Source organism: Pseudomonas sp. D4-21 (assembly GCF_051132125.1).
GTDB lineage: Bacteria > Pseudomonadota > Gammaproteobacteria > Pseudomonadales > Pseudomonadaceae > Aquipseudomonas.
In genome coordinates this window covers 459,680-484,098 of sequence record NZ_CP071664.1, presented here as the reverse complement: position 1 = coordinate 484,098, position 24,419 = coordinate 459,680, and the positions used below count along the sequence as shown (strand labels likewise).

Below are 24,419 nucleotides of genomic sequence, written 5' to 3'. Positions count from 1 at the left end.
CCCAGACTTCCGCTTGAGGACCGCCAATTATTATGTCCATGACTCCCCGCGAAATCGTCCACGAACTCAATCGCCATATCATCGGCCAGGACGATGCCAAGCGCGCCGTCGCCATTGCCCTGCGCAACCGCTGGCGCCGGATGCAGTTGCCTGAAGAACTGCGCGTCGAAGTAACACCCAAGAACATCCTGATGATCGGCCCGACCGGTGTCGGCAAGACCGAGATCGCCCGTCGCCTGGCCAAGCTCGCCAATGCGCCATTCATCAAGGTCGAGGCCACCAAGTTCACCGAGGTGGGCTACGTGGGCCGCGACGTCGAGTCGATCATTCGCGACCTGGCCGATGCCGCTATCAAGCTGCTGCGTGAGCAGGAAATCACCAAGGTTCGCCATCGCGCCGAAGACGCCGCCGAAGAACGCATCCTCGATGCGCTTCTGCCGCCTGCGCGCATGGGCTTCAACGCCGACTCCGCCGCGACACAGGATTCCAACACCCGCCAACTGTTCCGCAAGCGCCTGCGCGAAGGCCAGCTGGACGACAAGGAGATCGAGATCGAAGTGGCCGAGATGGCCGGTGTCGACATCTCCGCGCCGCCGGGCATGGAAGAGATGACCAACCAGCTGCAGAGCCTGTTCGCCAACATGGGCAAGGGCAAGAAGAAAAGCCGCAAGCTCAAGGTCAAGGAAGCGCTGAAGCTGGTGCGCGATGAAGAGGCCAGCCGCCTGGTCAACGAAGAAGAGTTGAAGGCCAAGGCCCTGGAAGCGGTCGAGCAGCATGGCATCGTGTTCATCGACGAGATCGACAAGGTCGCCAAGCGCGGCAACGTCGGCGGCGCCGATGTGTCCCGCGAAGGCGTGCAACGCGACCTGCTGCCGCTGATCGAAGGCTGCACGGTCAATACCAAGCTGGGCATGGTCAAGACCGACCACATCCTGTTCATCGCTTCCGGCGCGTTCCACCTGAGCAAGCCGAGCGACCTGGTTCCTGAGTTGCAGGGCCGCTTGCCGATTCGTGTTGAACTCAAGGCGCTGTCGCCGGAAGATTTCGAACGCATCCTGAGCGAGCCCCATGCGTCGCTGACCGAGCAATACTGCGCGCTGCTCAAGACCGAAGGCCTGAACATCGAGTTCGCGCCCGAAGGCATCAAGCGCCTGGCGCAGATCGCCTGGCAGGTCAACGAAAAGACCGAGAACATCGGTGCCCGCCGCCTGCACACGCTGCTTGAGCGTCTGCTCGAGGAAGTCTCGTTCAGCGCCGGCGACCTGGCCAGCGCCCACAACGAAGCGCCGATCCGCATCGACGCCGAGTACGTCAACAGCCACCTGGGTGAGTTGGCGCAGAACGAAGACCTGTCGCGCTATATCCTGTAAGCCACCGACAGGTTTCCCCGGACCTGTGGGAGCGAGCTTGCTCGCGATGGCGGCACAACATTCAATCCATGTATTGACTGTCAAACCGCTATCGCGAGCAAGCTCGCTCCCACATGAACCGCGTCGTTTTGCAGATCAACGCGTCCTTCAGAGACGGATCATAGGCCATGACCAAACTCCCCACCGCCATCAACCTGCACAAAGCCTCCAAGACCCTGACGCTCAAGTACGCGCCAGACGAGGAGTACCACCTGCCAGCGGAATTCCTGCGGGTGCACTCGCCCTCCGCCGAGGTCCAGGGCCACGGCAAGCCCATCCTGCAATACGGCAAGCTCGGCGTCGGCCTGACCAAGGTTGAACCGGCCGGCCAGTACGCACTGAAATTGACCTTCGACGACGGCCATGACAGCGGATTGTTCACCTGGGACTACCTGTATCAGTTGGCAGTGCGCCAGGAAGTCCTGTGGAACGATTATCTCGCCGAGCTCAAGGCCGCCGGAAAAACCCGCGATCCGAACGAGTCCGTCGTCAAGCTGATGCTCTAGCTCACGGGCTGGCGCTTTAGGGCGAATTTTCTAGACTCATCTGCTTGAATGCCTGCGCAGCATCGTCAATGACTGGCCTGCTTGCGAAAAAAATTAAACTCGGGTAACCAATGGAGCTGGCAAGTTCCCTGCAAAGGAACCGGCGAGTTCCTGGCACACGTTTCCTCATTGCCCTCGATGCGGAATTAATGGTCACCCCGAGCAGCGTACCTGGTATTGGCCTTGCGGCTTCAAGGCACGGCCCCGGTACTCGTCTGAAGGACAATGGAGCGTCGTAGATGAGCAACAAGAACAACGATGAGTTGAAATACCAAGCCTCGGAAAACACCCTGGGCTTGAATCCCGTCGTCGGCTTGCGCAGGAAGGACCTGCTGGCCTCTGCCCGGATGGTGCTGACCCAGACCATCAGACAACCCCTTCACAGCGTCAAGCATGTGGCCCATTTCGGCGCTGAGCTGAGGAAGGTCCTGTTCGGCAAGTCCGAGTTGCAGCCCACCAGCGACGACCGTCGTTTCGCCGATCCGGCCTGGAGCCAGAACCCGCTCTACAAACGCTACCTGCAAACCTACCTGGCGTGGCGCAAGGAGCTGCACGCCTGGATCGACGACAGCAGCCTCTCGCCCCAGGACATCAGCCGCGGGCATTTCGTGATCAACCTGATGACCGAGGCGATGGCCCCGACCAACTCGGCGGCCAACCCGGCGGCGGTCAAGCGCTTCTTCGAAACCGGCGGCAAGAGCCTGCTCGACGGTTTGTCCCACCTGGCAAAAGACTTGGTACACAACGGCGGTATGCCAAGCCAGGTCGACATGGGCGCCTTCGAAGTCGGCAAGAGCCTGGGCGTGACGGAAGGCGCCGTGGTGTTTCGCAACGATGTGCTGGAGCTGATCCAGTACCGCCCCATCACCGAGCAGGTGCATGAGCGGCCGCTGCTGGTGGTCCCGCCGCAAATCAACAAGTTCTATGTATTCGACCTGAGCCCGGATAAGAGCCTGGCGCGCTTCTGCCTGCGCAGCAACGTGCAGACATTCATCATCAGTTGGCGCAACCCCACCAAGGCGCAGCGCGAGTGGGGCCTGTCGACTTATATCGAAGCGCTCAAGGAAGCGGTGGACGTTGTCACGGCCATCACCGGCAGCAAGGACGTCAACATGCTGGGCGCCTGCTCGGGCGGCATCACCTGCACCGCGCTGCTGGGCCATTACGCCGCGCTCGGCGAGAAGAAGGTCAATGCCCTGACGCTGCTGGTGAGTGTGCTGGACACGACCCTGGACACCGACGTGGCCCTGTTCGTCGACGAGCAGACCCTGGAAGCGGCCAAGCGCCATTCCTACCAGGCCGGCGTACTGGAAGGCCGCGACATGGCCAAGGTCTTCGCCTGGATGCGTCCCAACGACCTGATCTGGAATTATTGGGTCAACAACTACCTGCTGGGCAACGAACCACCGGTGTTCGACATTCTCTTCTGGAACAACGACACCACGCGACTGCCGGCGGCGTTCCATGGCGACCTCATCGAGATGTTCAAGAACAACCCGCTGACCCGCCCCAATGCACTGGAAGTATGCGGCACGCCGATCGACCTCAAGCAGGTCACTGCCGACATCTTTTCCCTGGCCGGCACCAACGACCACATCACGCCGTGGAAGTCCTGCTACAAGTCGGCGCAGCTGTTTGGAGGCAAGGTTGATTTCGTGTTGTCGAGCAGCGGCCACATCCAGAGCATCCTCAACCCGCCGGGCAACCCCAAGTCGCGCTACATGACCAGCGAGGACATGCCGGCCAAGGCAGAGGACTGGATGGAAAACTCCACCAAACACACCGACTCCTGGTGGCTGCACTGGCAAGCCTGGCAGGCCGAGCGCTCGGGCAAGCTAAAGAAAGCGCCCTCGGTGCTGGGCAACAAGACCTACGTGGCCGGTGAGGCGGCGCCGGGCACTTACGTGCATGAAAGATAGCTGTGAGCTTCAAGCTACAAGCGCCTTAACTTGAAGCTTGAAGCTTGAAGCTTGAAGCTTGAAGCTTGAAGCTGCCATTCTGCTTTTTTAACCCCAGGGCTTGAAGCATGCCGCAACCGTACATCTTCCGTACCGTCGACCTGGATGGCCAGACCTTGCGCACCGCGGTACGTCCCGGCAAGCCCCATTTGACCCCGCTGCTGATTTTCAACGGCATCGGCGCCAACCTGGAGCTGGTCTTCCCATTCATCGAGGCCCTGGACCCGGACCTGGAAGTGATCGCCTTCGATGTGCCCGGGGTCGGCGGTTCGTCTACACCGAGCCGGCCGTATCGCTTTCCCGGCCTGGCCAAGCTCACCGCGCGGATGCTCGATTACCTGGACTACGGGCAGGTGAACGTGATCGGCGTGTCCTGGGGCGGCGCCCTGGCGCAGCAGTTCGCCCACGACTATCCGGAGCGCTGCAAGAAGCTGGTGCTCGCCGCCACGGCCGCCGGCGCGGTCATGGTGCCCGGCAAGCCGAAGGTGCTGTGGATGATGGCCAGCCCCCGGCGCTACGTGCAGCCGTCACATGTCATGCGCATCGCTCCACTGATCTACGGCGGCTCGTTCCGCCGCGACCCAAGCCTGGCGGCCCGTCACGCGGCCAAGGTGCGTTCGGCCGGCAAGCTCGGTTATTACTGGCAGCTTTTCGCGGGCCTTGGCTGGACCAGCATCCACTGGCTGCACAAGATCCACCAGCCAACGCTGATCCTGGCCGGAGACGACGACCCGCTGATTCCCCTGATCAACATGCGCATGCTGGCCTGGCGCATTCCCAATTCTCAGTTGCACATCATCGATGACGGCCATCTGTTCCTGATCACCCGGGCCGAGGCCGTGGCACCGATCATCATGAAATTCCTGGAGGAAGAACGTCAGCGCGCGGTCATGCACCCACATCCCGCACCGCTGGGTGGCGGCTGACACCGCCCATTGCGCCTGGCAGGACGCCGGATCACGCAACTACCCGAAACAGCGTCTATGTTGTCTGGTTCGGTGTGTTTGTTTTTAGCCTGATGACGAAGGAGTTGACTCATGCGCGACAAACCGGCGAAGGGTTCCATGCCCGCCCCTGCCAGTTTCATCAATGCACAAAGCGCGGTCACCGGCCTGCGCGGCAGGGACCTGCTTTCTACCTTGCGCAACGTCGCCGCTCATGGCTTGTGCAATCCGGTGCACAGCGCCCGGCATGCGTTGCGGCTGGGCAGTCAACTGGGGCGCGTGCTGCTGGGCGAAACGCTGCACCCCACCAACCCCAACGACAAGCGCTTCGCCGACCCCACCTGGCAGCTCAATCCATTCTATCGTCGTAGCCTGCAAGCCTATCTGAGCTGGCAAAAGCAGGTCAGGAGCTGGATCGACGAAAGCGACATGAGCGAGGACGATCGCGCCCGTGCCCATTTCACCTTCTCCCTGCTCAACGACGCGGTGTCGCCCTCCAATACGTTGCTCAATCCGCTGGCGATCAAGGAACTGTTCAACTCCGGCGGCACCAGCCTGATTCGTGGCATCAGCCACCTGGTGGACGACCTGCTGCACAACGATGGGCTGCCCCGGCAGGTCACGCCCCAGGCTTTCGAAGTCGGCAAGACCCTGGCAACCACACCCGGTGCGGTGGTGTTTCGCAACGAGCTGCTGGAACTGATCCAGTACAAACCGATGAGCGAAAAGCAATTCGCCACGCCAGTGCTGATCGTGCCGCCGCAGATCAACAAGTTCTACATCTTCGACCTCAGCCCCTCAAATAGCCTCGTCCAATACGCCCTGAAGAACGGCTTGCAGGTCTTCATCATCAGTTGGCGCAACCCCGACGTTCGCCATCGTGAATGGGGCCTGTCCAGCTATGTCGAGGCGACGCAAGAAGCCATGAACGTCTGCCGGGCGATCACCGGCGCACGGGAAGTCAACCTGTTGGGCGCCTGCGCCGGCGGCATGACCATCGCCGCCTTGCAAGGCCATTTGCAGGCCAAGCGCCAGCTGCGCCGGGTCGCCAGTGCGACGTACCTGGTCAGCCTGCTGGACAGCGAGATGGAAAGCCCGGCAACGTTGTTCATCGACGAACAGACTCTCGAAGCCGCCAAGCGTCGCTCCTACCAGCGAGGCATTCTCGACGGGCGCGACATGGCCCGCGTATTCGCCTGGATGCGCCCCAACGACCTGATATGGAGTTATTTCGTCAATAACTACTTGCTGGGCAAGGAGCCGCCGGCGTTCGACATCCTGTACTGGAACAACGACTGCACTCGGCTTCCGGCGGCGTACCACGGCGATCTGCTGGACTTTTTCAAGCACAACCCGCTGACCCGCCCGGGCGCGCTGGAGGTGTGCGGCACGCCGATCGATTTGCAAAAAGTCACGGTGGACAGCTTCAGCGTGGCGGGCATCAACGACCACATCACCCCATGGGACGCGGTGTACCGCTCCACGCTGCTGCTGGGGGGCGACCGCCGTTTCGTGCTGTCCAACAGCGGTCACGTGCAGAGCATTCTCAACCCGCCGGGCAACCCCAAGGCCAACTACATCGAGAACCCGAAGCTGAGCAGCGACCCCAGGGCTTGGTACTACGACGCCAAGCACGTCGAGGGGAGCTGGTGGCCCCAGTGGCTGGGCTGGATCCAGGAACGCTCCGGCGAACAGCGCGAAACGGTCATGGCGCTGGGCAACAGCAAATATCCGCCTCTGGAAGCCGCGCCCGGAAACTATGTACGGGTGCGCTGAAGGCCTCACCACGGCCGCATCGCGGACCGTGGCACGACTCACCATAAAGAAGACCGGATGAAGACCCGCGACCGTATCCTTGAATGTGCCCTGCAGTTATTCAACGAAAAGGGCGAGCCGAACGTTTCCACCATGGAAGTCGCCAACGAAATGGGCATCAGCCCCGGCAACCTGTATTACCACTTCCACGGCAAGGAACCGCTGATACTCGGATTGTTCGAGCGATTCCGGGCCGAGCTGGCGCCACTGTTGGACCCACCTGCCGATGCACAGCTGGCGCCGGAGGACTATTGGCTGTTCCTGCACCTGATCGTTGAACGCCTCGCTCAGTACCGGTTCTTGTTCCAGGACCTGTCGAACCTGGCCGGGCGCCTGCCGAAGCTGGCCAAGGGTATTCGCCAGTTGCTCAACGCGCTGAAGCGAACCCTGGCCTCATTGCTGGCGCAACTCAAGGCCCAGGGGTTGTTGGTCAGCGACACCCAGGCGTTGGGGCAACTGGTGGAACAGGTCACCATGACCCTGCTGTTTTCCCTGGACTATCAGCGGATCCTGGATCGCGAAGGCGACGTTCGCCTGGTGGTCTATCAGGTCATGATGCTGGTGGCGCCACACCTGCCGCCGGCGATCAAGGTCGCCACCGAGCAAATGGCGTTGCGGTATCTGGAAGAGCACGAATAACGAGCGGCAGTGGCAGTGGCAGTGGCATACCCATTGTGGGAGCGAGCCTGCTCGCGATGGCTGCGGCACATTCAACGACAATGTGTACCGGCACACCGCCATCGCGAGCAAGCTCGCTCCCACAGTAGGGTTCTATGGCGCAAAAAAAACCCGGCCATTACAGGCCGGGCGTTTTTTTCAGCTCTGTAGATCAGGACTGGGTGGGAGGCGTCGATGGAGTCGGCGTAGATGTTGGCGTGGCCACCGGGGTTGGAGCCGAGGCGGAGTTCGCCGTGCTCACCGGAGCTGTTGCCGGTTTGGCGGCGGCGGTTGGCGCCTTCGGTGCAGCCGCTTTTGGTGCAGCCGGTTTCTTCACGGCCGGCTTCTTGGCCGCTGCGGGTTTCGCTGCTGCCTTGGCCGCAGGTTTGGCCGCCGCTTTTGCCGCTGGCTTGGCTGCCGGTTTGGCGGTAGCCGGTTTTGCTGCGGCGGTTTTCGCCGCCGGTTTAGCTGCGGGTTTAGCCGCAGCCTTGGTTGCTACCGGCTTGGCCGCTGCCTTCGCAGCTGGTTTGGCCGCTGCGGTTTTGGCCGCAGGCTTGGCCGCCACTTTTGCCACAGGCTTGGCCGCCGCCTTGACCAGTGGCTTGGCCGCCGCCTTCGCCGCAGGCTTGGCCGCCGCCGTCTTGGTTGCCGTAGCCTTGGTCGCAACCGGTGTGACCTTGGCCCCGGTGAGTTTTTCGATCTGCCTGGTCAGGGTGTCGACCTTGTTGTGCAGTTCCTTGACTTCATTGCGGCTGGGCACGCCCAGACGGGAGATCGCGCTGTTCAGGCGCTTGTCAAAAGCCCCTTCCAGCTCACCCCATGTGCCCAACGCACGGTCCTTCGCGCCGCTGATGCGCGACTTGGCGGACTCGGCAGAGTCCTTGGCTGCGTCGACTTGCTTGCCGACTGCCGTCTTGGTGAGTTTTTCGGCTTTCTCGCCGTCCTTTACCAGGGACTCGAAGAGTTTGCTGCCGTCAGTGTCGATCTTCGAGTACACGCCTAAACCAGCAAGCCAGATTTTGCGGGAGTACTTTTCAATCTTCCCGGCCCACGAGCTGCCTTCTTTTTCGGTGATTTTTTTGCCAGCCATCCCGTTCTCCTTAATGTTTACGCGCGACACGTTCGAGCAATGCCGTCAGCTCATCGAGCTTAGCAGAGAGTGCCTCAACGTCATGTTTAGACGGAATGCCGATACGATTCAAGGCACTTGCAACACGCGCGTCGAATACTTTCTCGACTTTGTCGAGTTGAACTTCGACCCTGGCCTTGAACGTATTGACCTCGGACTTGGCTTCGATCAGTTCGCTATTGGCCGCTTCAAGTTTCCCGGCAATCTTCTTTTTGCCTTTGGTTTCAACTACTTCGCCAGCCTTTACCAACTCCTGGAAGTACTCGCTGCCTTCCTGGCCGACCTTTGTATAGGCGCCCAGGCCCGCTAGCCAGATCTTGCGCGCATACGTTTTCACGTCGCTCAGCGTGGAAGATTCAACGTCCGTTTTTTTCTTCAGGATAACTTTGGCCATGGTGCACCTCACTCGAAAAAGGTTTGAGGAACTGCCCGCACACGGACGGGCTCAGGCACAAAGTAGTGGCAATAATTAGAAACGGCACCCTAACAACCGACACAAATCCCGAGACATCTGATTTCCAATGTGGGAGCGAGCCTGCTCGCGAATGGAGGGTATCAGCGACATCAGTATTGAATGGCACACCGCTTTCGCGAGCAGGCTCGCTCCCACAGGAGATTTTGCTCAACTTAAGTTTTGCGCGTTTCCAATCAATCAAGCCAACGCCTTATCCAGCGCCTTTTCGATTTCCCCCTTGATCGTGCCGCTCATGGCCGACATCAACATGCCCAACTCCACATCGACGCGAATCGAATCCTCGCCTACATGCACTTCGCCCTTGACCCCGGAGCGCTTGAGCTTCAGCGTGTCGCCTTCCCACGTGGGCTCCAGGCCATAGCTGTCGGACAGTTTCTGCGCCAACTTCTCAGCCTTTTCACGGGCCGCTTCCTTGCCCAAGCCATGTTCACGTTCAACCGTTATACGGGCCATCTGATAACTCCTGCTTGATCGAGACTTGCCTGAACGTTCAGACCCTGCCTGCGTCAAAACGTCCGGGCGATGGTTCATCTTACCTGCAGCCTTGCCAAGACAAAGCCCTCCACCGGGATTAGAATGTCCCGCATTCTTTTTTGGTGACAGCGATATGACTGATCAGCGCAAAGGCAGCGATGCCGAACCCACCACTCACTTCGGCTTCAAGAACGTGCCGGAAAGCCAGAAGGCGGAAAAAGTCGCTGAGGTTTTCCACTCGGTGGCGGCCAAGTATGACTTGATGAACGACTTGCTTTCGGGCGGCATGCATCGTCTCTGGAAGCGTTTCGCGATCGAGCTGTCGGGCGTGCGCAGCGGCAACCGCGTGCTGGATATCGCCGGTGGCACGGGCGACCTGACCAGGAAGTTCTCCCACATCGTCGGCCCGACCGGCCACGTGGTGCTCGCCGACATCAATGAGTCCATGCTCAAGGTAGGCCGCGACCGCCTGCTGGACCTGGGTGTGGCCGGCAACGTCGAGTTCGTCCAGGCCGATGCCGAAAAGCTGCCTTTCCCGGATAACCACTTCGACTGCGTGACGATCGCCTTCGGCCTGCGCAACGTGACCCACAAGGAAGACGCCCTGCGCTCGATGTTGCGCGTGCTCAAGCCTGGTGGCCGGTTGCTGGTGCTGGAATTCTCCAAGCCGACCAATGCGCTGATGTCCAAGGCCTATGACGCCTATTCGTTCGCCTTCATGCCGCTGATGGGCAAGCTGATCACCAACGATGCGGAAAGCTATCGCTACCTGGCCGAATCGATCCGCATGCATCCGGACCAGGAAACACTGAAGTCGATGATGGTCGAGGCCGGTTTCGACCGGGTGACCTATCACAACATGACTTCAGGCATCGTCGCCCTGCACCGCGGTATCAAGCCCTGATGTTGCTCACCGGCCTGCTCGCCAGCGTGGAACTCGGGATCAACCGAGTCCTGCGCCTGGACAGTACGGCGCCGGTGCGCCTGGCGCGCTTGAGTGGCAAGGTGATCGCTGTCGACTGCCGCAACCCGGCATTGCAACTGTTTATCCTGCCCAGCGATGAAGGCCTGATGCTCGCCGCCCATTGGGAAGCCGAAGCCGATTGCACGCTGCGAGCCCCGGCATCGAGCCTGCTGGAGCTAGCGCTGAGCAAGAACAAGACCGCCGTGCTGCACGGCCCGGACGTCGAGCTCGACGGCGACAGCGGTGTGCTGCTGGAGCTGGCGGCGATCCTTCAGGACCTGGTGCTGGACTGGGAATACGAAATGTCCCGCTGGATCGGTCCGGTGGCGACCCAATTGCTCAGCGGTCACCTGCGCAGCCGCAGCCGCTGGTACCGCCAGGGCTTTGCCAGCCTGGGACAGAATCTGAGTGAATACCTGGCCGAAGAATCGCGTACCCTCGTGGGCCAACGCGAGGCCCAGGCCCGTTTTGATGAACTGGACCAGGTCAAGCTTGACCTGGAACGTCTCGAGGCGCGTTTCGAGCGCCTTTCCCGATCCCTTGAATCCAAGCGATAACGCATGAAGCTGCTTGCCGTCCGCCGTCTGTTGCGCATCCAGCGCGTCGTGATCCGCTACCGCCTCGATGACCTGCTGTTCGCCTTGCCGCTGCCCTGGTTCCTCCTGGCGCTGCGCTTTGTGTTGCCATGGCGCTGGTTCCCCCGGCGTACCCTGGACCTGACTCGCGGCGCACGCTTGCGCCTGGCCTTGCAGGACCTGGGGCCAATCTTCATCAAGTTCGGGCAGATCCTCTCGACCCGTCGCGACCTGCTGCCCGAAGACATCGCCGATGAGCTGATGCTCCTGCAAGACCGCGTGCCGCCGTTCGACTCGAAGTTATCGGTGGCGCTGATCGAAGGGCAATTGGGCAAGAAGATCAGCGAGGTCTTCAGTCGCTTCGATGTCGAGCCCCTGGCCTCGGCGTCGGTCGCCCAAGTCCACGCCGCCCAGCTCAAGACGGGTGAAGAAGTGGTGGTCAAGGTGATTCGTCCCGGCCTGAAGCCGATCATCGCCCAGGACCTGGCGTGGCTGTTCATTCTTGCCCGCGCCGCCGAGCGGTTGTCTGCCGACGCGCGCCTGCTGCACCCGGTGGACGTCGTCCAGGATTACGAAAAGACCATCTACGACGAACTCGACCTGCTGCGCGAGGCCGCCAACGCAAGCCAACTGCGTCGCAACTTCGAAGGCTCGCCGCTGCTCTATGTGCCGCAAGTCTATTGGGACTGGTGCCGGCCGAAAGTCTTGGTGATGGAGCGCATCTACGGCATCCAGGTCACCGACCTGGCGACCCTGGCCGACCAGCGCACCGACATGAAACTGCTTGCCGAGCGCGGTGTGGAAATTTTCTTCACCCAGGTGTTTCGCGACAGTTTCTTCCACGCCGACATGCACCCAGGCAACATTTTCGTCAGTACGGTGCAGCCGTGGAGCCCGCAGTACATTGCGATCGACTGCGGCATCGTCGGCAGCCTCACCCCCGAGGACCAGGACTACCTGGCCCGCAACCTGTTCGCCTTCTTCAAGCGCGATTATCGCCGCGTCGCGCAGTTGCACATCGACTCGGGCTGGGTGCCCGCCGAAACCAAGCTCAACGAATTCGAAGCGGCGATACGCACTGTGTGCGAGCCGATCTTTGAAAAACCATTAAAGGATATTTCCTTCGGCCAGGTCCTGATGCGCCTGTTCCAGACCGCGCGACGCTTCAACATGGAAGTTCAGCCGCAGCTGGTACTGCTGCAAAAAACGCTGTTGAACATCGAAGGCCTCGGCCGCCAGCTGTACCCGGACCTGGACCTTTGGAACACCGCCCAGCCCTTCCTCGAACGCTGGATGCGCGAGCGGATGAGCCCGAAAGCCTTGCTGGGCAACGTCCAGAGCCAATTCGAACAGCTCCCGCACCTGGCCAACATGACCCGCGACCTGCTCGAACGCATGTCCCAACCCCACGCCAACGACCCCGCTCCACCATGGAAACGCCGTCGGGACGACTGGTTCCTGCGTTTGCTCGGCGCGGCCCACCTGGGTGGCGGCGCGGTGCTGGCGGCCGGTGGGCCGTTGAGCCAACTGGGCCATTGGCCCGCCGGCGTCATGGTGGCCGTTGGTTTGTATCTGGTCGTTCGCCGATAGCACGAAACAGCTGCAAGCGATAAGCTGCAAGCCGCGAGCTCAAACGGTTGGACCTATCACTCAACCCCTACACAGAATCGCTTTTACTTGCAGCTGGAAGCTTGAAGCTGCCGTCAGGACCGAAGATGAAAAACTGGCAGGACGAGATCAAATGGGACGCCGACGGCCTGGTGCCGGCCATCGCCCAGGATCACAAGACCGGGCGCGTGTTGATGATGGCCTGGATGAACCACGAGGCACTGGCGCTGACCGCTGCCGAGAATCGCGCCATCTATTGGTCACGTTCCCGTGGCAAGCTGTGGCGCAAGGGCGAAGAGTCCGGGCATGTGCAGCACCTGCATGAGATGCGCCTGGATTGCGACGGTGACGTCATCATCCTGATGGTCGAGCAGGTCGGAGAAATTGCCTGCCATACCGGCCGTCAAAGCTGCTTCTATCGAGTCTTCGAGAACGGCGACTGGAAAACCGTCGACCCGGTGCTCAAGGACCCGCATGCCATCTATTCAGGACATACCCATGAGTGACACCCTGACCCGCCTGGCCCAGGTGCTGGAAGAGCGCAAGGGCGCAGCGGCCGACAGCTCCTATGTCGCCAGCCTGTACCACAAGGGCTTGAACAAGATTCTGGAAAAGGTCGGCGAAGAATCGGTCGAGACCATCATCGCCGCCAAGGACGCCGCCGTCAGCGGAGACTGCAGCGACGTGATCTACGAGACCGCCGACCTTTGGTTTCACAGCCTGGTGATGCTGGCCCAGCTGGGGCAGCATCCCCAGGCTGTACTGGATGAACTGGACCGTCGCTTCGGTCTGTCCGGGCACGTCGAGAAAGCCTCGCGCCCATCCGCCTGATCAATTCTTGAGAGGAATAACCACATGGGTATTTTTGATTGGAAACACTGGGTCGTCATTCTGGTGGTCGTGGTGCTGGTGTTCGGCACCAAGAAATTAAAGAACCTCGGCACCGATGTCGGTGAGTCGATCAAGGGTTTTCGCAAGGCCATGAACGATGACGAGAAACCGGCCGACACCACGACCAACCAGGCTCAACCCGTGCCACCGGCCCAACCGGTCCACCCGCAGGCCACACAGCCTGTGAATGCACCGAACACCATCGACGTGCAGGCCCAGAAAGTCGAAGAGCCAACCCGCAAAGACTCGTGAGCACTGACTAATGTTTGGGATCAGCTTCACTGAACTGCTGCTCGTCGGCCTCGTTGCCCTGCTGGTGCTGGGTCCCGAGCGCCTGCCGGGCGCTGCGCGTACCGCCGGCCTGTGGATCGGCCGCCTGAAGCGCAGCTTCAATGCGATCAAACAGGAAGTTGAACGTGAAATCGGTGCCGACGACATCCGTCGGCAACTGCACAACGAACACATCCTGTCGCTGGAACAGGAAGCGCGAAAAATCTTCACGCCGACCCAACAGGAGCCGACGCCGGTCCAGCCTGTGGCCGAGCCGACGACCGCACCCCAGGCACCGGCTGTCGAAGCCTCGCCAGCGGTGGCTGAACCGGTTAAACCGGTCGATCCGGCGCCTGCGACGACACCGACTCCCAACGATCCCACTTTGCCGCCGCGAGCCCCATGAGCGATATTCCTGAAAACGACCAGCCAATGCCGCTGGTATCGCACCTCACCGAGTTGCGCACCCGCCTGCTGCGTTGCGTCGCGGCGGTTTTCGTTATCTTCGCCGGGCTGTTTGCCTTCACCCAGCAGATCTACACCTTCGTCTCCACGCCGCTGCGCGAGTACCTGCCGGTGGGTGCGACGATGATCGCCACCGACGTGTCGTCGCCGTTCCTGACGCCGCTGAAGTTGACGATGATGGTCTCGCTGTTCCTGGCGATCCCGGTGATCCTGCATCAGATCTGGGGCTTCATCGCACCGGGCCTGTACAAGCACGAAAAACGCATCGCCGTGCCGCTGCTGGTGTCGAGCATCCTGCTGTTCTACACGGGCATGGCCTTCGCCTACTTCTTCGTGTTTCCGCTGATCTTCAAATTCTTCGCCGCCGCCACCCCGGCGGGCGTGGAAATGATGACCGACATCACCAGCTACCTGGATTTCGTCATGACGCTGTTCTTCGCCTTCGGCGTGGCGTTCGAGATCCCCGTGGCGGTGGTGCTGCTGGTGTGGATCGGCGTGGTCGATGTCGCCTACCTGAAGAAGATCCGCCCGTACGTGATCATCGGCTGCTTTGTGGTCGGCATGATCCTCACACCACCGGACATCTTCTCCCAGACCTTGCTGGCGGTACCGATGTGGCTGCTGTTTGAAATCGGCATCCTGTTCGGCGGCCTGGTGCGCAAGCGCCGGGAAGAGCCTGAGGACCAGCCCGTCGATGATCACAACGACCAGCCGCCAGCGACCCAAGCGTGAACCTGCTGCTGCTCGAAGAGGCCGATTTCATCGGGCCTGACCGCGTCGTCCTGAGCGACCGTCGGTTGACCCATATGCAGGAAGTCCATCGCTGTATTGTCGGCGACAGCCTGCGGGTCGGCCGCATCGACGGCTTGATGGGCTCCGCCCAGGTGCTGCGCCTGGACCCTCGCGAGGCCGAACTGCAAGTGACCCTCGACCAGCCACCGCCAGCCAAATTGCCGCTGACGCTGGTACTGGCATTGCCGCGGCCGAAGATGCTCAGGCGAGTGTTCCAGACCGTGGCGACCATGGGCGTGCCGCGTGTGGTACTGGTCAACAGTTACCGCGTGGAGAAAAGCTTCTGGCAGACGCCATTCCTGGAGCCCGAAGCCATTCGCGAGCAATTGATCCTGGGCCTCGAGCAGGCCCGGGACAGCGTGCTGCCTGAGATCGTCATCGAAAAGCGCTTCAAGCCCTTCGTCGAGGATCGCCTGCCGGCCATCGTCGATGGCACCCTCGGGTTGGTCGGCCACCCCGGCAATCATCCGCCTTGCCCCCGGGCACTGACGGAACCGGTGACCCTGGCAATCGGCCCGGAAGGTGGCTGGATTCCTTACGAGATCGACCTGCTGGGCAAGGCCGGCCTGCAGCCGGTGCAGCTGGGCGACCGGATCCTGCGGGTCGAGACCGCCGTCACTGCCCTGCTGGCGCGGTTGTTCTGACCCTGCAACACGCTGACAGACACCTCGCCACGAAATCTCGGCAAACGCCTACAGAACCCACCAAAGCCGCCGATACAGTCCCCATAAAACCAATATAAACGCTCCAAGGGAGTATCAGCATGTTCCGGTGGCTTGCCCAGGGTCTGGGAAATGTAAGCGTCAATCGCAAACTCGGCGCGGGCTTCGGCCTCGTGCTGTTCCTCACCTTGATGATTGCATTCACCGGTTGGTCCGGCCTGGGCAATGTCATCAGCCGGGGCGACAAGCTGGGGTTCATTGCCAGTCTCAATGACTTGAGCAAGGACCTGAACCTGGCCAGCACCGACTACAACAACACCCGAGGCGAGAAAGGGCCGCAACAGGTCAACGACCTGCTCGGCAAACTCGAAGCCGGGCTGAAGACTGCTCGCGAGTTGATTGAACGGCCGGCGGACGTTGCGCTGGTCGACCAGCAATTGGCCGCCGTCGCCGAATACAGAAGTGCTTTCGAGCTGATGACCAGCGCCACCGTCAGCCGCGAAGATGCCCGCAGCAAACTGGGCGCCAGCGCCGACAACACCGTGGCCCGCGTCGCCGAGGTAGAAAAATCGCTGCTGCAAGGCGGCGATATTGCCCAGTTCAACAACATAGTGACCCTGAGCAAGGCGATCCAACAGGCGCGCTATCAGGTTCGCGGCTACACCTACAGCGGCAAAAGCGAGGCCCAGCAACCGGCCATCGACGCAATCACCGATGTCCTGAAACTGCTGGCACGCTTGCCAGCCCAGTTGCCCGAGGAGCACGCCGACAAACTTCAGCAGGCCAGCGACTCGATGAATGTCTATCGAGCGGCGGTCAGCCAGTTTCGTGATTCCCAGCTCGACAACGGCGCTGCGCTGCAGCGCATGATCGAGCAAGGCCAGGTATTGATCGATTCCAGCCAGAAACTCACCGTGTCCCAGACCGCCGTGCGCGACCACGACACCGCTCAAGCCAAGACCGTCCTGATCGCAGCCGCCGCCCTGGCCCTGTTGTTTGGCGTGGTCGCTGCCCTGGTCATTACCCGCCAGATTGTCGGCCCGCTGGATGAGACGCTGAAGGTGGCGGAACGCGTCGCCGCAGGCGACCTCACCCACAACCTCACGTCTGACCGCCGCGACGAACTCGGCCAACTGCAACGGGCCATGCAACGCATGACCGTGGGCTTGCGGCAGCTGATCGGTGGCATCGGTGAAGGCGTCACCCAGATTGCCAGCGCCGCTGACCAACTCTCCGCCGTGACCGAGCAGACAAGCGCCGGGGTCAACAGTCAAAAAGTGGAAACCGATCAGGTTGCCACGGCCATGCATGAGATGACCGCCACGGTGCAGGAAGTGGCCCGCAACGCCGAGGAAGCTTCCGAAGCCGCCGTCGCAGCCGACCAACAGGCCCGTGAAGGCGACAAGGTGGTTGGCGAAGCCATCGCTCAGATCGAGCGCCTGGCTAAAGAGGTGGGCAACTCCACCGCTGCCATGGGCGATCTGAAGCGTGAAAGCGACAAGATCGGCAGCGTCCTGGACGTGATCAAGTCCGTGGCCCAGCAAACCAACCTGCTGGCCCTCAACGCAGCCATCGAGGCAGCCCGTGCTGGTGAAGCCGGGCGAGGCTTCGCCGTGGTGGCTGACGAGGTTCGCAGCCTGGCCCAACGCACCCAGAAATCCACCGAAGAAATCGAAGAGCTGATCGTCGGTTTGCAAAACGGTACCGAACAGGTCGCGACCATCATGGACAACAGCCGCAGCCTGACCGACAGCAGCGTCGAACTGACCCGCCGCGCCGGGGGCTCACTGGAGAACATCACGCGCACGGTGTCGGCGATCCAGTCGATGAACCAACAGATCGCCGCGGCTGCCGAACAGCAAAGCGCCGTCGCTGAGGAGATCAACCGCAGCGTGCTGAATGTGCGTGATGTGTCGGAGCAGACAGCGTCGTCCAGCGAGGAAACCGCAGCTTCGAGCGCTGAACTGGCGCGGCTGGGGGTTCACTTGCAAACGTTGGTGGGGCGGTTCAGGGTTTAACTTGGACTAGAGGGCTTGCTCGCGAAAGAAGAAATCGAATGTGCCGGCCTCATCGCGAGCAAGCTCGCTCCCACATTTGATTTTCAGCGCCGCAGCTCTCACCTACACCGCAAACCCACTGTGGGAGCGAGCCTGCTCGCGATAGCGGTGTCACGGCCAGTGAAGATGTCGAACGTGCCGGCCCCATCGCGAGCGGGCTCGCTCCCACATTTGATCTTCAGCGCCGCAGCTCTCACGTACACCGCAAATCCATTGTGGGAGCGAGCCTGCTCGCGATGGCGGGGTCACGGCCAGTGGAGATGTTGAATATGCCGGCCTCATCGCGAGCGGGCTCGCTCCCACATTTGATCTTCAGCGCCGCAGCTCTCACGTACACCGCAAACCCATTGTGGGAGCGAGCCTGCTCGCGATAGCGGTGTCACGGCCAGTGAAGATGTCGAACGTGCCGGCCCCATCGCGAGCAGGCTCGCTCCCACATTTGATCTTCAGCGCCGCAGCTCTCACGTACACCGCAAATCCACTGTGGGAGCGAGCCTGCTCGCGATAGCGGTGTCACGGCCAGTGGAGATGTTGAATATGCCGGCCTCATCGCGAGCAGGCTCGCTCCCACATTTGATCTTCAGCGCCGCAGCTCTCACGTACACCGCAAATCCATTGTGGGAGCGAGCCTGAACTGGTCAAGTAATCTTGGACACCGATTAAGGTTCACGCCGCCAACCTTTCCTTCGCGACCGGCGACCGGTAGTCGTTGTAGCTGTGAGGCCTGCTGATGTTGTAGCGCGAGACATAGCGCTGCACGTCTGCCCGGGCCTCATGTTCCAGTTTGTAGCCCGTTTCAGGAACCCACTCTGATTTCAAACTACCAAAGAAACGCTCCATGGGGGCGTTGTCCCAGCACTCGCCTTTACGGCTCATACTTTGCCTAAACCCGTGTTTCACAAGCTCGTTTCGGAATTTATGACTGGTGTACTGACAACCTTGGTCTGAATGAAACAACACATCCTGGGGGTGGCCGCGTAGCTCAACCGCCATGCGTAGCGCTTCGCAGGTCAGGTTGGCATCAGAAATCATCGAGAACGACCAACCCACGATCCTCCGAGCGTACAGATCCAGAACGGCGGCGAAGTACATCCACCGCTTGCCGACCTTGATGTAAGTCACGTCGCCACACCACACCTGGTTAACCGCCGTTACATCAAATTTTCGCTTGAGCACGTGCGGCGCCACCAATGCCTCAACGCCCGGCGACTTGTACTTATGGCGCCTGCGCTGACGACTAGCGATGCCAGCTTCGCGCATCAAACTGCGAGCCATATAACGTCCGATACGATGCCCTTTGGCTTTTAGCTCCTTGGACAAAGTACGTGCGCCGGCCGACTCTCTGGACGCCCTGTGGTGCCTGACCAGCGCGGCTTTGAGCTTGTCCCGTTCAGGATTTGCTCTGCCTTGGCGCTGGCGCCAGGCGTAGAAACTACTGCGGTTGATCCCAAACGCCCGGCAACACCTTTTAACGCCGTATTGCTCGTCCAGCTCATCGATCAGCGTGAATGATCTTTGGCGTCCAAAAGCAGGAGAGCACTGGCCTTTTTTAGGATTTCAATGTCCAGGTCTTTCTCCCTGAGTAGGGCTTTGAGCCTCTGGATTTCTCGCTGATCAGCAGTAATCGCCTTGGCCCCTACCGGGGTCGAACCCAGGCGTTCTTTTTGCACTTGATCGACCCAGCGGCGCAGAGCAGTGGGGCCGATATCTAGGCTGGCACAGACCTCGGTAACCGGCTGGCCTTCATCCAGCACCATGCTGGCAGCCTTGAGCTTGAACTCACTCGAATAAGATTTACGCATATCCAAACACCTCAGATTTGGGCGCTATCATAGCGCCCGATTGAAGTGTCCAAAATCATTAGGCCAGTTCAGCCTGCTCGCGATGGCGGGGTCACGGCCAGTGGAGATGTTGAATATGCCGGCCTCATCGCGAGCAGGCTCGCTCCCACATTTGATCTTCAATGCCGCAGCAGTCATGTACACAGCAAGGCAATTGTGGGGGCGGGCTGCTGGAAAAACTGAGTTTGCGCCCAACAAAAAGCCCCGCTTCCTTTCAGAAGCGGGGCTTTTTGTTTATCAGGCCAACTGAGGCTGTACGCTAACCGGCTGAAGCGGCAGCAACGGTGCATGCGGATCGGCCTTGACCGACTCACGCCATGCCGCCAGCCACTCGGGATGCGCCTCGTTCCAGACCTGCTCATGCAGGCGGGACAAGGCCACCGGGTCGCTCAGCAGCGCCAGTCGCTCGGCATTGCTGAGACCGGCCGGGCCAGCCTTCAGTGCGTGACGGACGCGTTCGACCCGTAGCCATTCAATCGGTTCGGCCTGGCCGTGACGGGAAGTCGCCAATGCACACGCCAAGGCATTCTGTTGCGGATCGACCACCGCCCGGATGAAGCCGTCGTTCAGCGCGTGCCAACGGTTTTCGTGGGTGTACTGGTCAGTCGACAGCAGCTCCTGAGGCGGTGCGTATTCCTCGGGGATCAGGAACAGGCTTTCATCACGGGACTTCAAGCCCAGGCCCACGCGACTGGAAATCACCGAGACCGGGATCGACAGCATCAGCGAGCCGACGATCGGCACGAGCCACCACAGGAAGCTTGGGTTCAGCCAGATCACCAGCAGTGCCCAGAAGAAGCCCAGTAAGGTCTGCGGGCCGTGGCGCTTGATGGCTTCGCTCCATGGCGTGGAGTCGTCGTCGCGCTTGGGCGAGTTCCAGGTCGCGGCCCAGCCCAGGAAAGCGGCAAGGACGAAGCGGGTATGAAAGATCATGCGCACCGGCGCCAGCAACATGGAGAACAGCATCTCCAGCAGCATCGACATCGTGACCTTGAACTTGCCACCGAACTCTTTCGCGCCTTTTGCCCAGATCAGCACGATACTCAAGAGCTTGGGCAGGAACAGCAGCACGATGGTGGTCGAGAACAGGGCGATGGCCTTCTCCGGGTGCCATTGCGGCCAGAGCGGATACAGCTGGCGCGGCTCCAGGAAGTATTGCGGCTCCATCAGCGTGTTCACGGCCAATAGCGCGGTGGACAGCACCAGGAAGAAGAACCACAGCGGCGCCGACAGGTAGGACATCACGCCCGTCAGGAATACCGCGCGGTGCACCGGGTGCATGCCCTTGACCAGGAACAGCCGGAAGTTCATCAGGTTGCCGTGGCACCAGCGACGGTCACGCTTGAGTTCGTCCAGCAGGTTCGGCGGCAACTCCTCGTAGCTGCCTGGCAAGTCATAGGCAATCCACACGCCCCAACCGGCGCGGCGCATCAGCGCCGCTTCAACGAAGTCGTGGGAAAGGATCGCACCCGAGAACGCCCCTTTACCCGGCAACGGCGCCAGGGCGCAGTGGTCGATGAACGGCTTCATGCGGATGATCGCGTTGTGGCCCCAATAGTGCGACTCACCCAACTGCCAGAAGTGCAGGCCGGCGGTGAACAGTGGACCATAGACGCGGGTGGCGAACTGCTGCATGCGTGCATACAGCGTGTCCATGCCCGAGGCTTTTGGCGCGGTCTGGATGATGCCGGCGTCCGGCGTGGCTTCCATCAGACGCACCAGGCTGGTTAGGCATTCGCCGCTCATCACGGAGTCCGCATCGAGCACGACCATGTACTTGTAGTCACTGCCCCAACGACGGCAGAAGTCGTCGAGGTTGCCGCTCTTGCGCTTCACGCGGCGACGGCGACGGCGATAGAAGATCTTGCCGAAGCCGCCGGCTTCCCGGCAGACATCCAGCCAGGCTTGCTGTTCGGCGACGCAGATATCGGTCTCGTTACTGTCGCTGAGCACGAAGAAGTCGAAGCGATCCAGGTCACCGGTGGCCGCGACGGATTCGAAGGTGGCGCGCAGCCCGGCGAATACCCGTGGCACATCCTCGTTACAGATCGGCATCACCAGCGCGGTGCGAGCGTCTTTCGGAATCGGCTCGTTGCCGGCGCTGGCACCGGAGATACGGTACTTGTCATGACCGGTGAGTAGTTCGAGAAAGCCCATCAGCGCGGTCCAGAAACCGGCCGACACCCAGCAGAACAAGATCCCGAACATGATCAGGATGCTGGTTTGCAGCGCATACGGCAGCACTTGCGTGGCCGTTTGCAACAACGGCTGGTGCAGCACTTCGTCCAGGTCCACCAGCGACCAGCCCTGGTACGGCATGATGCCTTTCATGTACCAACCGGCGACGATGGTCTGGCCGAGCATCAGTATCAGCAGGATATAACGACGGATCGACCCCACGGTGCGCCAGCGAGCGTGCGGCAAAACGCGCTCGTCCTTGGGCGGCTTCGGCGGGTTGGTGCGACCGGTCAGGCGGCGCCATGCACGCACCAGGATATTGGTACGCCATGGCTCCGGCACGACCTTGGTCCGGCGAATCGGCGGCGTTGCTTTCAAGCACACCCGACCACTGGAATCGAGCGCCAGCATTTCGGCGTCCTCGAGTTCCTCGGCGGTGCTCAGCGTCAGGCGACGGCCTACCGAGGCTTGGGCCGCCTCGGTGGGTGCATCGAATGTCGGCGAAGCCAGGCGTTCATGCAGTTCGCTGAAGGACTTGCAGCCCGCCAGCTCGGCGCGCTGCTCGTCGGTCATCGGCAAATGGGCCAGATACTCGCGAAGAGATTCTGGTTGTACGGGAGTATTACTCATCGGCAGGCAACTGATAGCTCCAGGTCTCGGTCAGGACTTGCTCAGTCTGTTCCGGTTCCTGCGGGGTTGGGGTCGGCTCGGCGGCGGCGGTGGACGCCTTGACGGCCTTGGCTTCTTTTTGCTCGTTGGCTTGCTCGTTGGTTTTTTCTTTCTCGCTCTGCTGCTTGGCAACCTTGTCGGCCTTGGCCAAGGTGGTCACGGAATGCGAGGCGGCCGGCAGTTCGACCGGCACAAGCGGCCGGACCAGGGCGGCACGCATTTCGGTGGCCTTGCTCGGGTCCTTGATCTTCAGGCGCAGCGTCAAGCGCCAGCCCTTGGTTTCCGGGTTGTAGCGCACGCTGTTTTCAACGATCTCGGCGTTGTCGCCGACGCTCACCTGGCTACGCACCTCTGCGTTTTCCGGCAGGGCTTGCAGGGACGGGCCTTCAAAATCAACCAGGTAGGCCACGCTGCCATCCGGCTGGCGGATCAGGTTGGACTGTTTGACGTCGCCGGTGGAACGCAGGGTCTGCTTGACCCAGGCGCTGTCTGGCGAGTGCAGGCTGGCTTCATCGAGGGTCCAGTGCAGGCGATAGGCGAAGTCCAGAGGCTGGCCTGGCTCAGGCAGCTTTTCCGGGCTCCAGAACGCAACGATGTTGTCGTTGGTTTCATCGGCAGTCGGGATCTCGACCAGGTTCACGGTGCCCTTGCCCCAATCGCCTTTCGGCTCGATCCAGGCGCTTGGACGCTTGTCGTAACGGTCGTCCAGGTCCTCGTAGTGGCTGAAGTCACGGCCACGTTGCAGCAAGCCGAAACCACGCGGGTTTTCCACCGAGAAGCTGCTCACGGCCAGGTGTTTCGGGTTGTTCAAGGCACGCCAGATCCACTCGCCGTTGCCGGCATGAATGGACAGGCCGCTCGAGTCGTGGAGCTCGCGACGGTAGTTCAGCACTTTGGACGGCTGGTTGGCGCCGAACAGGAACATGCTGGTCAACGGGGCGATGCCCAGCTTGTTGACGCGATCACGCAGGAATACACGCGATTTCACGTCGACCACGGTGTCGGTGCCTGGACGCAGCGTCAGGCGATAGGCGCCGGTAGCCCGTGGCGAATCCAGCAAGGCGAAGATCACCAGATGCTTGTCGGTCGGTTTCGGGCGCTGGATCCAGAATTCGCGAAAGCGTGGGAACTCTTCACCCGACGGCAGTGCGGTGTCGATGGCCATGCCACGCGCGGACAAGCCGTAAACCTGGCCTTTGCCGATGACGCGGAAGTAGCTCGCGCCCAGCATGGTCATGATCTCGTCTTGCTTGTCGGCCTTGTTGATCGGGTATAGCACACGGAATCCCGCGTAGCCCAGCTGTTCGGTCGCCTTGGGATCGAACTTGACGTCACCGAAATCGAAGCGCGCCGGGTCATATTTGATCTCATCGACGGTGGTCGCGGTGATCTCATTGATTTTCACCGGCGTGTCGAAGTGCATGCCCTGGTGATAGAACGACAGCCGGAACGGCGTCTTCTGGTCGGCCCATTCAGCTTTTTCAGTGCGGAAACGAATTTTCTGATAATCGGCGAACTTCATTTCGCGGAATTCATTCGGCAAATTGCTGCGCGGGGCTTCGAACTTCTGCCCGGCCAGTTCTTGTGCCTTCGCCGATACATCATCCAGGCTGAATGCCCACAGTTGGCCGGCGCCAAACAGGCACAACAGGGCCGAGCCCGCTACCAGAGCGTTTCTAAACCGTTTGGCAGTCATTTTTGGTGCATTACAGGGACTAACAATCACGAGCAACCCTCGCCGAAAACTGATCAAAAAACCAACGGCCAGATAAAGTATCTACAAAGTAACGGCGCTGAAAAACCGTTCCTGCGGACCACTCTTGCCAAGTTGGCGAGCATTGTTCCGACTCCGACGGGGCAAAATGATTCCCCAAACGGTTCAGGACAAGTCTCTACCTAAGTCAAATGGACCAGCGAACGCTGGTCCCCCGTAGCGCGCGATTATCTAGTAGGCCGCGTGACAACGCATCAGGGCTAGCAAAGTATTTATCGAGAAAACATCCTGTTTTGCCTCGAAACCGGACCGAAAAGATGTTTCAAA

22 protein-coding genes and 1 pseudogene are annotated in these 24,419 nt (G+C 60.9%); 16 read left to right on the top strand and 7 right to left on the bottom strand.

The window, feature by feature from the left end:
* Positions 1–32 precede the first annotated feature (32 nt).
* The 6 genes from hslU (at position 33) to J3Q04_RS02195 (ending at position 7,310) form a co-directional block, all read left to right on the top strand.
* On the top strand, positions 33–1,370 hold the full coding sequence (hslU, locus tag J3Q04_RS02220; protein WP_039592417.1) for an ATP-dependent protease ATPase subunit HslU: 1,338 nt from the start codon (positions 33–35) through the stop codon (positions 1,368–1,370).
* Positions 1,371–1,537: 167 nt separating this feature from the next.
* Entirely contained in the window at positions 1,538–1,915 is a 378-nt protein-coding gene (locus tag J3Q04_RS02215; protein WP_420767033.1) for a gamma-butyrobetaine hydroxylase-like domain-containing protein, read from the top strand.
* Between the two features lie 278 nt (positions 1,916–2,193).
* Positions 2,194–3,873, top strand: a complete 1,680-nt coding sequence (gene phaC / locus J3Q04_RS02210; protein ID WP_434561082.1) for a class II poly(R)-hydroxyalkanoic acid synthase — start codon at positions 2,194–2,196, stop codon at positions 3,871–3,873.
* 107 nt (positions 3,874–3,980) lie between these two features.
* Complete coding sequence (phaZ, locus tag J3Q04_RS02205; RefSeq protein WP_039592414.1) at positions 3,981–4,838, top strand: poly(3-hydroxyalkanoate) depolymerase; 858 nt, start codon at positions 3,981–3,983, stop codon at positions 4,836–4,838.
* Between the two features lie 111 nt (positions 4,839–4,949).
* A complete protein-coding gene (gene phaC, locus J3Q04_RS02200) occupies positions 4,950–6,632 on the top strand; it encodes a class II poly(R)-hydroxyalkanoic acid synthase (RefSeq protein WP_434608211.1) in 1,683 nt (560 codons plus the stop codon).
* 57 nt (positions 6,633–6,689) lie between these two features.
* Positions 6,690–7,310 (top strand): TetR/AcrR family transcriptional regulator, encoded by a 621-nt coding sequence (locus J3Q04_RS02195; RefSeq protein ID WP_420767030.1) that lies wholly within the window; start codon positions 6,690–6,692, stop codon positions 7,308–7,310.
* A 190-nt stretch (positions 7,311–7,500) separates the two neighbouring features.
* Here the strand turns inward: J3Q04_RS02195 and J3Q04_RS02190 are convergent, their stop codons facing one another.
* From J3Q04_RS02190 to J3Q04_RS02180, 3 genes are all read right to left on the bottom strand, one after another.
* Positions 7,501–8,418, bottom strand: coding sequence for a phasin family protein (locus J3Q04_RS02190; protein ID WP_420767097.1), 918 nt, complete (start codon positions 8,416–8,418; stop codon positions 7,501–7,503).
* A 10-nt stretch (positions 8,419–8,428) separates the two neighbouring features.
* Positions 8,429–8,851, bottom strand: coding sequence for a phasin family protein (locus J3Q04_RS02185; RefSeq protein ID WP_420767029.1), 423 nt, complete (start codon positions 8,849–8,851; stop codon positions 8,429–8,431).
* 258 nt (positions 8,852–9,109) lie between these two features.
* Positions 9,110–9,385, bottom strand: coding sequence for a polyhydroxyalkanoic acid system family protein (locus J3Q04_RS02180; protein WP_420767028.1), 276 nt, complete (start codon positions 9,383–9,385; stop codon positions 9,110–9,112).
* Between the two features lie 154 nt (positions 9,386–9,539).
* On the opposite strand from J3Q04_RS02180, the gene ubiE reads away from it, so the two are divergent.
* The 10 genes and pseudogenes from ubiE to J3Q04_RS02130 all read left to right on the top strand — a co-directional run bounded on the left by ubiE (position 9,540) and on the right by J3Q04_RS02130 (position 17,651).
* Positions 9,540–10,310 (top strand): bifunctional demethylmenaquinone methyltransferase/2-methoxy-6-polyprenyl-1,4-benzoquinol methylase UbiE, encoded by a 771-nt coding sequence (ubiE, locus tag J3Q04_RS02175; protein ID WP_420767027.1) that lies wholly within the window; start codon positions 9,540–9,542, stop codon positions 10,308–10,310.
* A pseudogene (locus J3Q04_RS02170) lies at positions 10,310–10,934 on the top strand (ubiquinone biosynthesis accessory factor UbiJ). Before ubiE ends, J3Q04_RS02170 begins: the two are co-directional and overlap by 1 nt.
* Entirely contained in the window at positions 10,931–12,535 is a 1,605-nt protein-coding gene (gene ubiB, locus J3Q04_RS02165; protein WP_420767026.1) for a ubiquinone biosynthesis regulatory protein kinase UbiB, read from the top strand. Before J3Q04_RS02170 ends, ubiB begins: the two are co-directional and overlap by 4 nt.
* Positions 12,536–12,660: 125 nt before the next feature.
* Positions 12,661–13,059 (top strand): phosphoribosyl-AMP cyclohydrolase, encoded by a 399-nt coding sequence (gene hisI, locus J3Q04_RS02160; protein ID WP_420767025.1) that lies wholly within the window; start codon positions 12,661–12,663, stop codon positions 13,057–13,059.
* Positions 13,052–13,384, top strand: coding sequence for a phosphoribosyl-ATP diphosphatase (locus J3Q04_RS02155; RefSeq protein ID WP_047699744.1), 333 nt, complete (start codon positions 13,052–13,054; stop codon positions 13,382–13,384). Before hisI ends, J3Q04_RS02155 begins: the two co-directional genes overlap by 8 nt.
* Positions 13,385–13,408: 24 nt before the next feature.
* A complete protein-coding gene (locus tag J3Q04_RS02150; RefSeq protein WP_420767024.1) occupies positions 13,409–13,696 on the top strand; it encodes a twin-arginine translocase TatA/TatE family subunit in 288 nt (95 codons plus the stop codon).
* 10 nt (positions 13,697–13,706) lie between these two features.
* Positions 13,707–14,120: a Sec-independent protein translocase protein TatB gene (tatB, locus tag J3Q04_RS02145; RefSeq protein WP_420767023.1), complete on the top strand. Its 414-nt coding sequence runs from the start codon at positions 13,707–13,709 to the stop codon at positions 14,118–14,120.
* Positions 14,117–14,911 (top strand): twin-arginine translocase subunit TatC, encoded by a 795-nt coding sequence (tatC, locus tag J3Q04_RS02140; RefSeq protein ID WP_420767022.1) that lies wholly within the window; start codon positions 14,117–14,119, stop codon positions 14,909–14,911. Before tatB ends, tatC begins: the two co-directional genes overlap by 4 nt.
* Positions 14,908–15,615 carry a 16S rRNA (uracil(1498)-N(3))-methyltransferase gene (locus tag J3Q04_RS02135; RefSeq protein WP_420767021.1) on the top strand — a complete coding sequence of 236 codons (708 nt, stop codon included), beginning with the start codon at positions 14,908–14,910 and terminating at the stop codon, positions 15,613–15,615. Before tatC ends, J3Q04_RS02135 begins: the two co-directional genes overlap by 4 nt.
* 119 nt (positions 15,616–15,734) lie before the next feature.
* Positions 15,735–17,651 carry a methyl-accepting chemotaxis protein gene (locus J3Q04_RS02130; RefSeq protein ID WP_434561092.1) on the top strand — a complete coding sequence of 639 codons (1,917 nt, stop codon included), beginning with the start codon at positions 15,735–15,737 and terminating at the stop codon, positions 17,649–17,651.
* 705 nt (positions 17,652–18,356) lie between these two features.
* Here J3Q04_RS02130 and J3Q04_RS02125 read toward each other — a convergent pair.
* The 4 genes from J3Q04_RS02125 to J3Q04_RS02110 form a co-directional block, all read right to left on the bottom strand.
* A complete protein-coding gene (locus J3Q04_RS02125; protein ID WP_434611621.1) occupies positions 18,357–19,181 on the bottom strand; it encodes an IS3 family transposase in 825 nt (274 codons plus the stop codon).
* A gap of 8 nt (positions 19,182–19,189) precedes the next feature.
* Complete coding sequence (locus J3Q04_RS02120; protein WP_014717988.1) at positions 19,190–19,492, bottom strand: transposase; 303 nt, start codon at positions 19,490–19,492, stop codon at positions 19,190–19,192.
* A gap of 276 nt (positions 19,493–19,768) precedes the next feature.
* On the bottom strand, positions 19,769–22,339 hold the full coding sequence (gene mdoH / locus J3Q04_RS02115; protein ID WP_420767018.1) for a glucans biosynthesis glucosyltransferase MdoH: 2,571 nt from the start codon (positions 22,337–22,339) through the stop codon (positions 19,769–19,771).
* On the bottom strand, positions 22,332–24,074 hold the full coding sequence (locus tag J3Q04_RS02110; RefSeq protein ID WP_420767017.1) for a glucan biosynthesis protein: 1,743 nt from the start codon (positions 24,072–24,074) through the stop codon (positions 22,332–22,334). The genes mdoH and J3Q04_RS02110 overlap by 8 nt, the downstream gene beginning before the upstream one ends.
* Between the last annotated feature and the right edge of the window lie 345 nt (positions 24,075–24,419).

Excerpts from the sequence above, each read along its gene's own strand:
- hslU (WP_039592417.1), top strand. The coding sequence starts at position 33 with ATGTCCATGACTCCCCGCGAAATCGTCCACGAACTCAATCGCCATATC.
- J3Q04_RS02215 (WP_420767033.1), top strand. The coding sequence starts at position 1,538 with ATGACCAAACTCCCCACCGCCATCAACCTGCACAAAGCCTCCAAGACC.
- phaC (WP_434561082.1), top strand. The coding sequence starts at position 2,194 with ATGAGCAACAAGAACAACGATGAGTTGAAATACCAAGCCTCGGAAAAC.
- phaZ (WP_039592414.1), top strand. The coding sequence starts at position 3,981 with ATGCCGCAACCGTACATCTTCCGTACCGTCGACCTGGATGGCCAGACC.
- phaC (WP_434608211.1), top strand. The coding sequence starts at position 4,950 with ATGCGCGACAAACCGGCGAAGGGTTCCATGCCCGCCCCTGCCAGTTTC.
- J3Q04_RS02195 (WP_420767030.1), top strand. The coding sequence starts at position 6,690 with ATGAAGACCCGCGACCGTATCCTTGAATGTGCCCTGCAGTTATTCAAC.
- J3Q04_RS02190 (WP_420767097.1), bottom strand. The coding sequence starts at position 8,418 with ATGGCTGGCAAAAAAATCACCGAAAAAGAAGGCAGCTCGTGGGCCGGG.
- J3Q04_RS02185 (WP_420767029.1), bottom strand. The coding sequence starts at position 8,851 with ATGGCCAAAGTTATCCTGAAGAAAAAAACGGACGTTGAATCTTCCACG.
- J3Q04_RS02180 (WP_420767028.1), bottom strand. The coding sequence starts at position 9,385 with ATGGCCCGTATAACGGTTGAACGTGAACATGGCTTGGGCAAGGAAGCG.
- ubiE (WP_420767027.1), top strand. The coding sequence starts at position 9,540 with ATGACTGATCAGCGCAAAGGCAGCGATGCCGAACCCACCACTCACTTC.
- ubiB (WP_420767026.1), top strand. The coding sequence starts at position 10,931 with ATGAAGCTGCTTGCCGTCCGCCGTCTGTTGCGCATCCAGCGCGTCGTG.
- hisI (WP_420767025.1), top strand. The coding sequence starts at position 12,661 with ATGAAAAACTGGCAGGACGAGATCAAATGGGACGCCGACGGCCTGGTG.
- J3Q04_RS02155 (WP_047699744.1), top strand. The coding sequence starts at position 13,052 with ATGAGTGACACCCTGACCCGCCTGGCCCAGGTGCTGGAAGAGCGCAAG.
- J3Q04_RS02150 (WP_420767024.1), top strand. The coding sequence starts at position 13,409 with ATGGGTATTTTTGATTGGAAACACTGGGTCGTCATTCTGGTGGTCGTG.
- tatB (WP_420767023.1), top strand. The coding sequence starts at position 13,707 with ATGTTTGGGATCAGCTTCACTGAACTGCTGCTCGTCGGCCTCGTTGCC.
- tatC (WP_420767022.1), top strand. The coding sequence starts at position 14,117 with ATGAGCGATATTCCTGAAAACGACCAGCCAATGCCGCTGGTATCGCAC.
- J3Q04_RS02130 (WP_434561092.1), top strand. The coding sequence starts at position 15,735 with ATGTTCCGGTGGCTTGCCCAGGGTCTGGGAAATGTAAGCGTCAATCGC.
- J3Q04_RS02120 (WP_014717988.1), bottom strand. The coding sequence starts at position 19,492 with ATGCGTAAATCTTATTCGAGTGAGTTCAAGCTCAAGGCTGCCAGCATG.
- mdoH (WP_420767018.1), bottom strand. The coding sequence starts at position 22,339 with ATGAGTAATACTCCCGTACAACCAGAATCTCTTCGCGAGTATCTGGCC.
- J3Q04_RS02110 (WP_420767017.1), bottom strand. The coding sequence starts at position 24,074 with ATGACTGCCAAACGGTTTAGAAACGCTCTGGTAGCGGGCTCGGCCCTG.